Source organism: Rossellomorea sp. DA94, assembly GCF_029834455.1.
Classification (GTDB): domain Bacteria; phylum Bacillota; class Bacilli; order Bacillales; family Bacillaceae_B; genus Rossellomorea; species Rossellomorea vietnamensis.
This window is the reverse complement of the sequence record NZ_CP122397.1, coordinates 51,757-64,541: the sequence shown is the minus strand read 5'-3', so window position 1 is coordinate 64,541 and position 12,785 is coordinate 51,757. Positions and strand designations below refer to the sequence as shown.

Annotated in this window: 15 protein-coding genes; all 15 read right to left on the bottom strand. The window is 43.3% G+C overall.

All coding sequences use genetic code 11. The features are described 5' to 3' along the window. Positions 1–13: 13 nt before the first annotated feature. The 15 genes from fin to P8596_RS00265 all read right to left on the bottom strand — a co-directional run bounded on the left by fin (position 14) and on the right by P8596_RS00265 (position 12,543). On the bottom strand, positions 14–244 hold the full coding sequence (fin, locus tag P8596_RS00335; RefSeq protein WP_034762976.1) for an anti-sigma-F factor Fin: 231 nt from the start codon (positions 242–244) through the stop codon (positions 14–16). Between the two features lie 115 nt (positions 245–359). Next, entirely contained in the window at positions 360–917 is a 558-nt protein-coding gene (gene pth / locus P8596_RS00330) for an aminoacyl-tRNA hydrolase (protein ID WP_034762974.1), read from the bottom strand. Positions 918–1,002: 85 nt separating this feature from the next. Further along, entirely contained in the window at positions 1,003–1,656 is a 654-nt protein-coding gene (locus P8596_RS00325; RefSeq protein ID WP_279725481.1) for a 50S ribosomal protein L25/general stress protein Ctc, read from the bottom strand. A 244-nt stretch (positions 1,657–1,900) separates the two neighbouring features. Next, entirely contained in the window at positions 1,901–2,860 is a 960-nt protein-coding gene (locus P8596_RS00320) for a ribose-phosphate diphosphokinase (protein ID WP_034762970.1), read from the bottom strand. Between the two features lie 13 nt (positions 2,861–2,873). Beyond that, complete coding sequence (gene glmU / locus P8596_RS00315; RefSeq protein ID WP_279725480.1) at positions 2,874–4,247, bottom strand: bifunctional UDP-N-acetylglucosamine diphosphorylase/glucosamine-1-phosphate N-acetyltransferase GlmU; 1,374 nt, start codon at positions 4,245–4,247, stop codon at positions 2,874–2,876. A 413-nt stretch (positions 4,248–4,660) separates the two neighbouring features. Beyond that, entirely contained in the window at positions 4,661–4,954 is a 294-nt protein-coding gene (gene spoVG, locus P8596_RS00310) for a septation regulator SpoVG (protein WP_032085215.1), read from the bottom strand. A 171-nt stretch (positions 4,955–5,125) separates the two neighbouring features. Continuing rightward, the gene (locus tag P8596_RS00305) at positions 5,126–5,500 is read right to left on the bottom strand and encodes a RidA family protein (protein WP_224522380.1); all 375 of its coding nucleotides are present in this window, start codon (positions 5,498–5,500) and stop codon (positions 5,126–5,128) included. 15 nt (positions 5,501–5,515) lie between these two features. After that, on the bottom strand, positions 5,516–6,352 hold the full coding sequence (purR, locus tag P8596_RS00300) for a pur operon repressor (protein WP_224522381.1): 837 nt from the start codon (positions 6,350–6,352) through the stop codon (positions 5,516–5,518). Positions 6,353–6,423: 71 nt separating this feature from the next. Next, a complete protein-coding gene (gene ispE / locus P8596_RS00295; protein ID WP_034762961.1) occupies positions 6,424–7,278 on the bottom strand; it encodes a 4-(cytidine 5'-diphospho)-2-C-methyl-D-erythritol kinase in 855 nt (284 codons plus the stop codon). Between the two features lie 230 nt (positions 7,279–7,508). Continuing rightward, on the bottom strand, positions 7,509–7,691 hold the full coding sequence (locus P8596_RS00290) for an alpha/beta-type small acid-soluble spore protein (RefSeq protein ID WP_034762960.1): 183 nt from the start codon (positions 7,689–7,691) through the stop codon (positions 7,509–7,511). 119 nt (positions 7,692–7,810) lie between these two features. Continuing rightward, complete coding sequence (gene veg, locus P8596_RS00285; protein WP_032085220.1) at positions 7,811–8,080, bottom strand: biofilm formation stimulator Veg; 270 nt, start codon at positions 8,078–8,080, stop codon at positions 7,811–7,813. Between the two features lie 552 nt (positions 8,081–8,632). Continuing rightward, on the bottom strand, positions 8,633–9,526 hold the full coding sequence (gene yabG / locus P8596_RS00280; protein WP_079534934.1) for a sporulation peptidase YabG: 894 nt from the start codon (positions 9,524–9,526) through the stop codon (positions 8,633–8,635). A 231-nt stretch (positions 9,527–9,757) separates the two neighbouring features. Then, entirely contained in the window at positions 9,758–10,636 is an 879-nt protein-coding gene (gene rsmA / locus P8596_RS00275; RefSeq protein WP_224522382.1) for a 16S rRNA (adenine(1518)-N(6)/adenine(1519)-N(6))-dimethyltransferase RsmA, read from the bottom strand. After that, positions 10,629–11,189, bottom strand: coding sequence for a ribonuclease M5 (gene rnmV, locus P8596_RS00270; protein ID WP_229597140.1), 561 nt, complete (start codon positions 11,187–11,189; stop codon positions 10,629–10,631). The genes rsmA and rnmV overlap by 8 nt, the downstream gene beginning before the upstream one ends. A 118-nt stretch (positions 11,190–11,307) precedes the next feature. After that, positions 11,308–12,543 (bottom strand): G5 and 3D domain-containing protein, encoded by a 1,236-nt coding sequence (locus P8596_RS00265; protein ID WP_244886941.1) that lies wholly within the window; start codon positions 12,541–12,543, stop codon positions 11,308–11,310. Between the last annotated feature and the right edge of the window lie 242 nt (positions 12,544–12,785).

The window sequence follows — 12,785 nt, the reverse complement described above, 5'->3', positions numbered from 1 at the left end:
CACCAAAGCGTTCTTACTGAATGATATGATCTAATTCATGGTAGTCCGGATTTCTCTCCAGGCTCTCCTGACAATCTTCACAGATCGTTTTCACTTGGATGTCCCCGTTATCCTGATAGTGAACCATATGTAGCCGCTCTTCATCCGTCAGCATATGAATCCCGAGCTGCTCGGAATGAACGGACACATTTGAAAGAGTCCCGACATTCGTTCCGCAATGCCGACACTGATAATGGATCGCCATATCTTTCCCTCCATACACATTTATACTGTTAGTATGAACCTGTTAGAAGGGAGTTATTCAGACCCCGGAAAGGATTGACGATAAAGGGCCCCTGGACATTCAGTATATGACATGGTCAGTTGAATTTATTCATGACCTCAAGGAATGGTTTATCCAACCAGGTTTCACACGCTTCCACGCTTGAAGAAATGGCTTTATCCAGTTCAGGCTGCTCTTCCTTCGAAAATTTGCCCAGAACGTAATCCGGCACGCTCATTCCGTTGGTCGGACGGTCGATGCCCACCCGCAGACGATTAAACTGCTGGGAACCTAAATGGGCAATGGTCGATTTAATGCCATTATGCCCCCCGGCACTCCCCTTTTGCCTTAATCTTAATTTTCCTACAGGCAAGTCCAGGTCATCATAAATGACAAGTAAATCCTCATCTTCAATTTCAAAATAATCCATCAGGGGTACAATGCTTTCCCCTGACAGATTCATATACGTAAGCGGCTTTAACAGCACGACCTTTTCACCTTTATGATGATATGTGCCGTAAACCCCTTTAAATTTGGACTGGTTCAACGAAACGCCCAGTCGATCGGCTAATGCATCTATAATAACGAAACCGATATTATGTCTCGTTTTTTCATATTGTGATCCCGGGTTCCCGAGCCCAACGATTAATTTCATTTCTCACACCTCTTCTGACCTTATACCTCTAGAATAACGTAAAAAGCGCAACCTGCAAAAGGTTACGCCAAAAAATATTGATTTTTTACTCTTCCTTCGATTCGCTTTCATCACTGGCTTCCGATTCTCTTCCTTCTTCATTCTCAGGTGTGCCAGCTTCCTGCTCTTCACCACTGTCGATTTCTTCTTCCTGTCTTGGAGCAAGGATGGAAGCAATGGTGCGGTCATCCTCTTCATTGAGAGTGACGCTGTACTTATCACGGATATCACTGATCGTTACCGTTTCTCCCACTTGGAGCTCGGTTACATCCACTTCGATGGATTCAGGGATATCATTTGGTTTCGCTGTTACAGATACCTCATGCAGAGGCTGCTGCATTACGCCACCGTCTTTCACGCCGGCCGCTTCTCCTACAAGCTCGATACGAACATCCGCATCGATTTCTTCTGACATATTCACAGCAAGGAAATCCACATGCGTGACAGCATCCTTCAGATGATCCTGCTGGTAATCACTTAAAATGACGTTTTGTTTATTACCCTCTACATTTAAAGAAATGATGCCGTTTCTTCCTACTTCACGGATGGTTTTAATGAATGTAATGGCATCTACCATAATTGGTGTATTATCTGCTTTGTAGCCGTACACGACTCCCGGGATATTCCCCTCATGTCTCAGCTTTGTTAATGAAGATCGTTTAAAATCTTTCCTGGTATTTGCTTTTAATTCTGTTGCCATGTCTAATCCAACACCTTCCCTAATCTTTTATGTTAGTTAAAGTTCTATATATAGTAATTACCCTAATGTGATTTGAAATAAACATAGAAAAATCAATTCATTACAGGAAGAGTGCTTCGAGGTTGTTGACAGATAAGGGTCTCAAGCCTTTCCGACAGGAGCCGGAAAACGAAAAAAGAAGAGCTGGTCCTAAGATTAAAAGGACAAGCTCTTCTTTCTATGCACAAACTACAAATATTAATTCTTAATCAAAAAGCGTGCTGACAGATTGTTGCTCGTAGATGCGGATGATCGCTTCGCTGATCAAAGGAGCCACTGACAGGGACTTCACTTTACCGATCATTTTCTCTTCACCCAATGGGATGGAGTTCGTCACAACCAATTCTTTGATGTTGGAGTTTTCAATGCGCTCGATGGCAGGACCAGAAAGAACCGGGTGCGTACAGCAGGCAAAGACTTCTTTCGCTCCGTTTTCAACCAATGCATTGGCTGCCAGTGTAATCGTACCGGCAGTGTCAATGATATCATCGATCAAGATCGCAATTTTCCCGTCGATATTACCGACGATGTTCATCACCTCTGCCACATTCGGCTTTGGACGACGCTTATCAATGATGGCGATAGGCGCTTTCAGACGTTCTGCAAGCTTACGTGCTCTCGTCACCCCTCCATGGTCCGGAGATACGATAACAAGATCTTCCGTATTGAATCCTCTTTCTTCAAAGTAATCCGCTAAAATCGGCACACCCATGAGGTGATCGATCAGGATATCGAAGAAACCTTGAATTTGAGGAGCATGCAGATCCAGTGTGATGACACGTGTAGCACCGGCTGTTTCTAAAAGGTTCGCCACTAATTTAGCAGTGATCGGCTCACGCGCTCTAGCTTTACGGTCTTGGCGGGCATAACCATAATAAGGCATCACGATGTTAATCGTCTTGGCAGAAGCACGTTTCAGGGCATCCACCATGATCAGAAGCTCCATCAGGTTTTCATTTACCGGCTGACAAGTGGATTGGATGACAAATACGTCACAACCACGGATACTTTCTTCAATGTTGATTTGGATTTCACCGTCACTAAAACGTTTCACGGACGATTTACCTAATTCCACTCCTACTTCATCTGCAATTTCCTTTGCAAGATGGTAGTTAGAATTAAGAGAGAAGATTTTCAACTTGGAATTAATATAAGAGTTTGGCATTGTGGACCTCCCATTATTTCTTATGATTTAGATTTTGAACATAATTTTCTTTATTTACTTGGCGAGCTCTTGCAATGGAAAGAGACTCACCGGGAACATCCTCAGTAATGGTAGAACCAGCGGCAATGTAGGCACCTTTCCCTATGCTGACAGGGGCAACCAGATTAGAATTGCAGCCTACAAATACACCGTCTTCAATCTTTGTCAGGTGCTTATTCTTCCCATCATAGTTCACGGTGATCGATCCACACCCGATGTTGACGTCACGTCCGACTTCAGCATCACCAATGTAGCTTAAATGTGAGGCCTTACTCGCTTTACCGAATGTTGCTTTCTTGATTTCTACAAAGTTACCGATCTTCACTTCATCTTCAATGGTAGAAGCAGGGCGGATATGAGCAAATGGCCCGATTTGAACATCCGCTCCGATCGAACTGTCATGAGCCACAGACTGCTTCAAGACTGTACGGTCCCCGATCTGACAATCCTTCACCTCGGAGTTCGGTCCGATCATGGCATCTTCACCGATCGATGTGCTGCCTTGAAGCACTGTGCCAGGCAGGATCACGGTATCTCTTCCGATCGTTACATCTGCATCGATATACGTATTGTTGGGATCTTTGATCGTTACACCATTGCGCATATGGAATTCATTGATGCGCTTTTTCATTGTGATCTCTGCTTGAGAAAGGGCCACGCGATCGTTGACACCAAGCGTCTCATCAAAGTCACTTGTCTGATAGGCACTGACGATTTCACCTTCCGATTGAAGGATCTCAATGACATCCGGCAAATAATATTCACCTTGTACGTTATCATTCGAAACCTTCTTCAGGGCGTCGAATAACGCTTTATTATCAAAACAATACGTTCCGGTATTAATTTCTTTCACGCTTCGTTCTTCTTCACTTGCATCTTTATGTTCCACAATGCGTTCCACTAATCCATCCTGGTTACGGATGATCCGTCCGTATCCATCAGGGGATTCCGTATGCCCCGTCAATATGGTCGCTTTGGCACCCTGTCCTTCATGATGCTTCACCAGCGCTTCCATCGTCTCTCCTTTAATGAGCGGCGTATCGCCACATACCACCAAAGTCGTTCCTTCCAAGTCACCCAGGACATCTTCAGACTGCATCACAGCATGAGCTGTCCCTAACTGCTCAGCCTGAAGAGCGAAATCACTCTTGCCTTCTAAATGCGACTTCACAAGCTCAGCACCATGACCGATGATTGTGACAGTCTTCTCTATATGTAGTGTTGAAATTTGGTCGACCACATGTTCCACCATCGGCTTGCCACACACAGGATGAAGAACTTTATAAAGCTTCGACTTCATTCTCGTACCTTGCCCAGCAGCTAATATAACGGCATATCGATTTGTCATTTTTGGTCCTCCAATAACCTTTTTATCCATAACGAATATATCCTAAAAACTCTACCATTTCAAGGATTCATGTAAAAGTACATATATTTGACAAACAGAAAAGCGGAGGCGGCTTGCCCAGAGGCGACAAGCATAGGACGAACCTGCCGGAAAGGCGCTCTTTGCCTTTTTGGCAGGTTTGACTTATGACCTCGAGCCTCTAGCCGCCGGAACTGGACATCGCAGAAAAGCAGAAACCCCAATGTCGAATTTTCTTTCCCACAAAAAAACAAAAAATGTTCATTTAGAGGTTTCGCCTTTCTATAAGCCTGGGTATACAAAAAACGTAAGAACCAGCGCTTTTTAAAAAGGGGCTCCAGAAGACAAAAAAAAAGAGCCTTACAAAAAGTAGGCTCTTGATGCTATAGATCCTATTAGGAAGCCCCAGCTTCTTCTAACTCAACTTCTTCCAGCTCTCCTAAACGGTGGTACTCAGCTAAAACGGCGTCTTGAATCTTGCCGCGGGTACCCGAATTGATTGGATGAGCAATATCACGGAATTCTCCATCCGGAGTCCGCTTACTTGGCATCGCTACAAATAAGCCATTGTTCCCATCAATCACGCGAATGTCATGAACAACAAATTCATTATCCAGCGTAATAGATGCGATAGCTCTCATGCGACCATCGGTGTTTACTCGGCGTAATCTTACGTCTGTTACTTCCATTCTGTTCACCACCTTTTTCCCTAGATGAAATCTACTCTATGTATTCAACGAATTATTTAGATATTCCTTCTTAAATTGTAAAATTTTTTGAAAAGTTTTATTTTTTCCATTCATTCAACCATTCCATTTGAACTACACTTCTTTTTTGATACAAAAAAACACCCGTGAAGATTACTTCACGAGTGCGATTACTTCAATTTCAACCTGAGCATCTTTAGGTAAGCGGGCTACTTCCACACAAGAACGGGCCGGCTTGTGGTTGCTGAAATATTCCCCATACACTTCATTGATTGCCCCGAAATCATTCATATCCTTGATGAAGACCGTTGCTTTGACCACTGTTTCGAAGGAAGCCCCAGCTTCCGATAGTACAGCTTGAAGATTGCGGAACACTTGATGCGTCTGCTCCACTACATCTCCTTCGATCATTGAACCCTCGGCCGTCAAAGGAATCTGTCCTGAACTGTAGAACAAATTATTTACGACAATACCTTGTGAATATGGCCCGATTGCTGCCGGTGCTTCCTTAGTAGAAACTACACGCATAGTAAATGCCTCCCCTTATGGTAAAAATGTTAGATCGGATTGAAAGTAATTTCCTTCCGTTAAGGAAATCTGCTTATCCTTTTCATTTACATCAGACAATTTCAACAATGAAACATAATCATCCACCAATCGTCCGTCCATGCTATTGGATTCAACCAGAACCCCGATCCCCGACAAGGTGGCAGAAAACTCTTCCAACAGGTTTTTCATTCCATTGATGGTCCCGCCAGCTTTCATGAAATCATCGACAACCAATACTTTGGACCCTTCCTTCAAACTTCTTTTAGAAAGAACCATGGATTGGATTCTCTTCGATGAACCGGACACATAATTGATGCTCACTGTCGATCCTTCGGTTACACGGCTGTCCCTTCTGACAATGACCACTGGTACATTCAAATATGAGGCAATCGCATTGGCAATCGGGATCCCCTTCGTTGCGACCGTCATAATGACGTCTATATCTTTTTCAGCAAATGCGGATGCCAGTAATTTGCCGACACTCTTCATGAGCTGAGGGTTACCAAGCAGATCGGTCATATAAAGGTAACCGCCCGGTAATAGGCGATCGGAGCTTTCCAGGTGGACACATAGCTCTTCAATCATAGCCTTCGCTTCCTGACTGTTTACCTTTGGTACATATTTCACTCCACCTGCTGCCCCGGGAACCGTTTGTACCGTTCCGACACCCCGTCCCTCAAATGTTTCCTTTACAATCGTCAAGTCTTCACTGATAGAAGACTTGGCAGAACCGTACCGTTCAGAGAAAAAAGTCAAGGGCACAAGTTGGTGGGGCCGTTCTAATAAATAGTGCGTCATATCAATCAATCGTTCGCTGCGCTTAAACTTCACCAAAGAAACCTCCTAAATCCGAATATTATAAAGTAAATATATCATTAATATACGGATTTCGGCAAGAGCTCTTAATCTCCAAGCATGCGCACTGCGAAAACTTGATCACAAAAACCTCTTAAACCATTGTAGATTCGATGAAGTCTTGATTCATATTGCACCAATCCATATACTGTCGGGCCGCTTCCGCTCATCAGAACGGCATCGGCACCGAACCGCTCCATTTGATCTTTAATCTGGGATACTTCCGGATGCATATCCAATGTAACCGATTCGAGTACATTCCCGAGATTGGAGCAAATATCACGATAATTCCCATGTTCTAAAGCTGATACCATTGCGCTGGTATCCGGATGCTGTATGTTTTTCAAGTCCAGATTTTTATACACATCCGCTGTTGAAACGCCTATCGTCGGTTTGGCCAGGATCACCCAGCAGTTCGGGGGAGCGGGAAGATGTTTGATCTTCTCTCCTCTTCCCGACGCCAGGGCTGTCCCTCCATAAACACAGAAGGATACATCAGAACCGATTTCAGCACCCAGCTCTGCCAGTTCGTCCATACTCAGACCTAAATCCCATAAACGATTCAGCCCTTTCAAGGTCGCAGCCGCATCACTGCTTCCCCCTGCCAACCCTGCCGCCACAGGGATCACTTTATCGATGGAAATGGCTACACCCTTCTTGATGTTTAATTTCTCTTTCAACAGATGTGCAGCCTGATAGGCAAGGTTTCTTCCATCATCCGGCACAAATCGATTGTGGGAAAGAATTTTGATCGTATCGTCTGAAAGATTCGTCAGTTCAATTCTATCCGCTAAATCGATTGTCGTCATAACCATCTCAACTTCATGGTAACCATCTGAACGTTTATGTAAAACATCAAGTGATAGGTTAATTTTTGCCGGCGCCTTTACTAATAACCTCATATCATCACCTTCTTACCAATACTCTTTGTTATATTGTATCATACACTTATTATAGAGAGTGTTAACTTCTAAACATCCTCATATAAGTATGTTATTTTATCACGTAAAGTACTGATAGGAAAGATGGCGTTGCCTCTTATAAAAAAGGGCCGCCGGAAAAGCATGACACTTTTTAGGCGACCTTTTGTATATGGTACTGATAAAAGATGTAATCCATATGTGTAAAAGAGTTAGTGAGTATGATGTTCGGACAGCTGCCGGCTTGCGCGCTCAACTGCACGCTTTACCATATTCCCTGCGTCCCGGGACGTGATCCCCCCCCAGCCATCCTTCTGAACAACGTCATAGAACCCTAATTCCTGAGCGATTTCCTCTTTTAATTGGTCAGACATGATCCCTCTTCTTCTACTCATTGTCTACCTCCTTTAGTTGCACCACATGGTTAGTATGTGTACGGAAAGGTTAAATAATGTTGAAAGATCATATGTAAAACATGTATTTTTAAACAAATAAAAAAGCAGCAAACAATTGTCTACTGCTGGCTAAAGATGATATTTCCTGTTGCTTCATCATAAAATGTTAATTGAACTGTCTCAGTGAGAACATCTGCATAGCTGTAAGAAACTCGTTCGAACGCATTCTCTTCTTGATCCAGCTGAACCACGAATACAGAAGGATACGTTTCGGCTAGAACACCTGAACGCTCAATTGTTTTTCGACGTCCACCGTTTGCTTTAAGCATTAAACGTTTCCCCAGATTAGAATCAAGGGATCTTTTAATGTCGGCTAATGTTTTTGGCATTTCGCTTCCACCTCACTGTTATTAAATATAACACATTATGTAATTTTAGTCAAATAAATTTATTATTTTAACAAGAATCATGAACACCTGTCAATATATTTTATTCAACAAAAAGTACGTTTTTTCTACAACCCTAACATTCCCCAATGAATGAAAAATTATGTAAAAACTAAAAGCGGAGGCGGCTTGCTCAGGCCCGACAAGCATAAGATGAATGGGCTGAGAAGGCGCTCTTTGCCTTCTTGGACCATTTAGCTTATGACCTCGAGGGACTAGCCGCCGGAGCTGGATAACACTAAAAGCGGAAGGGCTTTGCCCAGAGGCGACAAGCATAAGACGAGCCTGCCGGAAAGGCGTTCTTTGCCTTTTTGGCAGGGTTGGCTTATGACCTCGAGCCTCTAAGCCCTGGAGCTGGATAACACTAAAAGCGGAGGCGGCTCGTTCAGTCCCGACAAGGTTAAAAAATCACCACCCAACCAGTATATGTCACCTGAAAAGGAAATAGACCCTACAAGTAATTGTAAGGTCTTAGAAGGTTTTGTCGAACCTTCCCTATTCTTCTTCTGTGATTTTGTATGGCATTCCCGTCCGAAGTACACCTTTCGTCTCGATTCCACCCAATCCTTTGTCTCCTGTCAGTGTATTGCGGATGACATCCCAGACATTCACCGAATCTTTAAATCCTGTGAAACAGATCTTTGCTACGATATAAACAGGATCGAGGGCATGGATATTGACTCTTGAGGGGGAACTCGCGAAGTTGGCACCTGCATGGATCAGGGATTCAAAGTGGGATTGACAGGCGCCGGCGAAGATCACAAGCTGATCCAGGTGGGGGGATTTGCTGCGGGCCTCCCTTACTGCCTGAACAAAATACTTCGAATGGCGATACGCGTTGATATCAGCCTTGGCCCCTTTCGACTTGGAGTAGGCATCATGACCTGTTAATACAATAATATTCGGTCTATATTTATCGATAAGGGATCCGATTTGGTTAGGCATCTCTGTTTCACTACAGTGCACGCCTTTAACCGGGACACCGATTTTCTCATAAAGATCTAGGCATTTTCTTAAATAGCTGGGATCTCCATCAAGATGAAGCACTTTCCCCGGGACTTGGAAATAGTTGTAATCGTCTCGATAAGCATTCGTGACCCTGTATTCCTGCTTATACTTGAGAAGCTCTATATCCTGTCGAAACAGGTCGAGGGATTGTTCTTCTTTCGAACGAAATTCCTGCGCAATGCGGTCCTGTTCTCTAGGGTCCATCTTCTTCAAATCATGAAAAGGAGCATCCGCTATTAATCGAAAATCTTCACCATACAGTACTGCCGTTTTATGACCATCTATCATGCGGATATCTATTACCCTGAATAAAATATCACATCGATATGAAAGGCGACCTACGACATCATTGATTTCGATATTCACATCAGTCACTCCCATGGGCTAAACATTGGTTGATAAAACAAAATAGGAAATCAACAAGCCGAGGAGGGTCTGCATCCGCCTGCCCTTCTCAAAGCCCTTCCTTATCATCCATTAAGTAAATATTCCCTGTGATAACCTATGCACTCCCGGAATATTCCGTGTCAATAAAATGGGAGTGGACTGATCAGTTAACATATACAAAAAAATGGCTAAACGCTCCTTCACGTTTAGCCATTTATGCATGCTTTAGTTGAAATTCGGGTACAACTCATCGCTTAAGCGGCCGAATTCCTGTATCGTCAGTGTCTCCCCCCTGCGGGTAGGTTCGACGCCAGCTTGGGATAATGCCTCCAGGATCAGCTCTTTCTTTTCCTTCCCCTGAGGGAGTTGACTCGTTAAGTTATTCAAAATCGTCTTTCTTCTTTGAGCGAAGGACGAGCGTGTAACGGTAAATAGGAAGTCTTCACTGATAACCTCTACAGGAGGCTTCTCACGCTTCGTCAGGCGGATGACGGCAGAGTCTACATTCGGCTGGGGCATAAAGACCGTTTTAGGGACAGTCATGACCATCTCAGCCTCTGTATAATACTGAATGGCGATGGAAAGTGATCCATATGCCTTTGTTCCCGGTTGAGCTGAAATACGGTCCCCTACTTCCTTTTGGAGCATGACGCATATTCCCCTGATCGGGAGACGTTCCATTAATAATTTCAGGATGATGGGCGTGGTGACGTAATACGGAAGATTGGCTACCACCATAATATCGTCGAATCCTTCAAATTCTCTGTTTATGATCGCTTCAACATCCGCTTCAAGGATATCTTCATTTATTATTTTCACATTATCATAAGGAGACAGGGTGTCATCCAGGATCGGGATCAGTCGCTGATCGATCTCAAAGGCTACAACTTTTCCCGAAGTACGGGCAAGATGTTCTGTCAGGGCTCCGATTCCAGGTCCGATTTCAATAGCCGCTGTTTTCTCGGATAGTCCTGCATATTCCGTTATGTTCCTTAAAATATTGGGATCAATTAAAAAATTCTGACCAAGACTCTTCTTAAACGAAAATCCGTACTTTGTAAGGATTTCCTTTGTTCGTATCGGGGTTGCAATATCTTTATGCATGTTCTTCCTCCTGAATGATTTCCATTAACGCTTTTTTAAATTCTTCTTTTTGAATATTAAACATCCGTAAACGTTTCTGCAGCTGTTTTCCATTAGTGTATCCGATTCTAAGCTTCTCACCAAGGGCTATTCGCCTGTCCTTCGACTGCGGGCTTCCGATCAAACCGGCATCGATCAGATCTTCTTTCGAAATGATTTCCACCTGATCGACATCCAATAAATGAGCTTCCTTCAAGGACTCCCTTATGACGTCCGGGCTTGCATGTTCGACACCTATCCCCCTGCCTGATTTCGGCAGCGCGTCTTTCTTATGTACAAAGGCATGCTTGCATCCGGGTACCGCTTCACTCACAATCTTCCGAATTCGTTCTCCCGGATAATCGGGATCCGTAAATATGATAACGCCCCTTTTTTCCTGGGCGTGCTTAATTTTCTCTATAGTAACAGGAGAAACCGCAGAACCATTCGTTTCGATCGTATCTGCATCGACGGCACGCTGAATGGCTACCGTATCGTCCTTTCCTTCCACCACAATGATTTCTTTGATTTTCATAATTCCTCCAAAAAAGTTGAAACATTTTTGCACTTCAATTCGTCTAATAAATGAAGACCTAAAGCTATTATAACGGTTTTAACCGAGAAATAAAAAAAAGCAGGAAAACACCCTGCTCCTAGTTCAATATTTTCACTTTGATTGTTTTTCTTCCCCAACGATAAGCGTCTGATTTGGATGCGAAGAATACATCGATTTTATTCCCTTTGATCGCTCCGCCTGTATCTGCCGCAACAGCATATCCATAGCCTTCCACATAGACCTTTGAACCTAAAGGAATAACGGAAGGATCGACTGCGATCACTTTAACGTTAGGATTCGATTTCAGATTGATGCCTGTAGCCGTATGGCCGGAGCATCCATTACATGAAGCTGTGTACGCAGTAGAACTGACATAGAATTCCCGTCCGCCACTAGGAGCGGCTGATGCTTCTGCACTGGATGATGAGGATGAAGAACGTCCACGTGAAACCTGGGCCACTAAAACCTTTGTTCCGACATTGACAATTTTATCCTGACTTTCTTCCACGACTTTTTCACTCACTAATTTTCTGGAAACCTCTTTACCATTCTCTTTTACGATTTCATACTTCTTTTCAACTTTTCCGTTTTTGCCTTCTTGAACGACTTTCTCTTTTCCTTTTGAAAGGTCGGAGTCCTTCTTGGAAATAACGGTGAAATTCTTTGTCTCTTCCACTACATCGGTGACTTTTTCAACTCGAACGACATTTACGACATCATTTGCTTTAACAACTTTGTCTAAACTTGGTTCAACACGGTCTGAATCTTTTAGTGTAATTCCTTGTTGCTTTAAAAAGTCAGCGACCGTAGTCGAAGTAGACCATACCTTTTGTTCTTTTCCACCGTTTACAAGCTTAAGTGAAAATGCGGTATCAATCTTTACATTCATGTTCCCTGTTACTTTTTCTGATAAGCCGGGTTGGACCTTATCATGTTCTCCTACTTGGATTTCATTTTCGGAGAGTAACTCTTTTACTGTTTCAGCAGTCGTCCAGATTTTTTTCTCCTGGCCACCTACTGCTATCCCTACCTGTTTTGCCGGTTCCCAAACGATATTCATGTTATTTGAAACCTTCGTATTCCCCGAGGGGTACAAATAGTCTTCTGAGCGGGGTGAAATCTCTAATTCTTTTAATATATCTTGAATCGTGTTTGCATGCGTCCTAATCTCTTTTTGCTCGCCGTCTAAGGTCAATGCTACAGTGTTCTTCGATCCTTCATAAAAAAGAATTCCGAATACAGCTGCCGATGTTACGATGGTTCCGATTGTAACAATCCATTTCCTTCGACTCAAAGACTTGGAAAACAGGCTTTTCATGGCTTTAAAGTTCATGAAAAACGCCTCCTTTTCTCGGAGTGATTATATAGAGTTATCCAGTGACTGTCAACCCTTGCTTCTTCTAACCTAATCTAGCAAAATATTACAACCCAGGGAACACAAAACATATTATGCAGAAAATGCAAGAAAAAGAAAAGAGAGAGTTATCGACACGTTTATCCTATGAAACACGATTCCTATGTAGAACTTTTTGTTTTACTTAACTATTAAGACAAGCTCTCTCAATTCTCGACAAT

Bases quoted from the DNA above. Each gene is read 5' to 3' on its own strand.
- fin (WP_034762976.1), bottom strand. From the start codon at position 244: ATGGCGATCCATTATCAGTGTCGGCATTGCGGAACGAATGTCGGGACT.
- pth (WP_034762974.1), bottom strand. From the start codon at position 917: ATGAAATTAATCGTTGGGCTCGGGAACCCGGGATCACAATATGAAAAA.
- rsmA (WP_224522382.1), bottom strand. From the start codon at position 10,636: ATGCATAAAGATATTGCAACCCCGATACGAACAAAGGAAATCCTTACA.
- spoVG (WP_032085215.1), bottom strand. From the start codon at position 4,954: ATGGAAGTAACAGACGTAAGATTACGCCGAGTAAACACCGATGGTCGC.
- P8596_RS00305 (WP_224522380.1), bottom strand. From the start codon at position 5,500: ATGCGTGTAGTTTCTACTAAGGAAGCACCGGCAGCAATCGGGCCATAT.
- glmU (WP_279725480.1), bottom strand. From the start codon at position 4,247: ATGACAAATCGATATGCCGTTATATTAGCTGCTGGGCAAGGTACGAGA.
- veg (WP_032085220.1), bottom strand. From the start codon at position 8,080: ATGCCAAAAACATTAGCCGACATTAAAAGATCCCTTGATTCTAATCTG.
- ispE (WP_034762961.1), bottom strand. From the start codon at position 7,278: ATGAGGTTATTAGTAAAGGCGCCGGCAAAAATTAACCTATCACTTGAT.
- P8596_RS00325 (WP_279725481.1), bottom strand. From the start codon at position 1,656: ATGGCAACAGAATTAAAAGCAAATACCAGGAAAGATTTTAAACGATCT.
- yabG (WP_079534934.1), bottom strand. From the start codon at position 9,526: ATGGGAGTGACTGATGTGAATATCGAAATCAATGATGTCGTAGGTCGC.
- P8596_RS00290 (WP_034762960.1), bottom strand. From the start codon at position 7,691: ATGAGTAGAAGAAGAGGGATCATGTCTGACCAATTAAAAGAGGAAATC.
- rnmV (WP_229597140.1), bottom strand. From the start codon at position 11,189: ATGAAAATCAAAGAAATCATTGTGGTGGAAGGAAAGGACGATACGGTA.
- P8596_RS00320 (WP_034762970.1), bottom strand. From the start codon at position 2,860: ATGCCAAACTCTTATATTAATTCCAAGTTGAAAATCTTCTCTCTTAAT.
- P8596_RS00265 (WP_244886941.1), bottom strand. From the start codon at position 12,543: ATGAACTTTAAAGCCATGAAAAGCCTGTTTTCCAAGTCTTTGAGTCGA.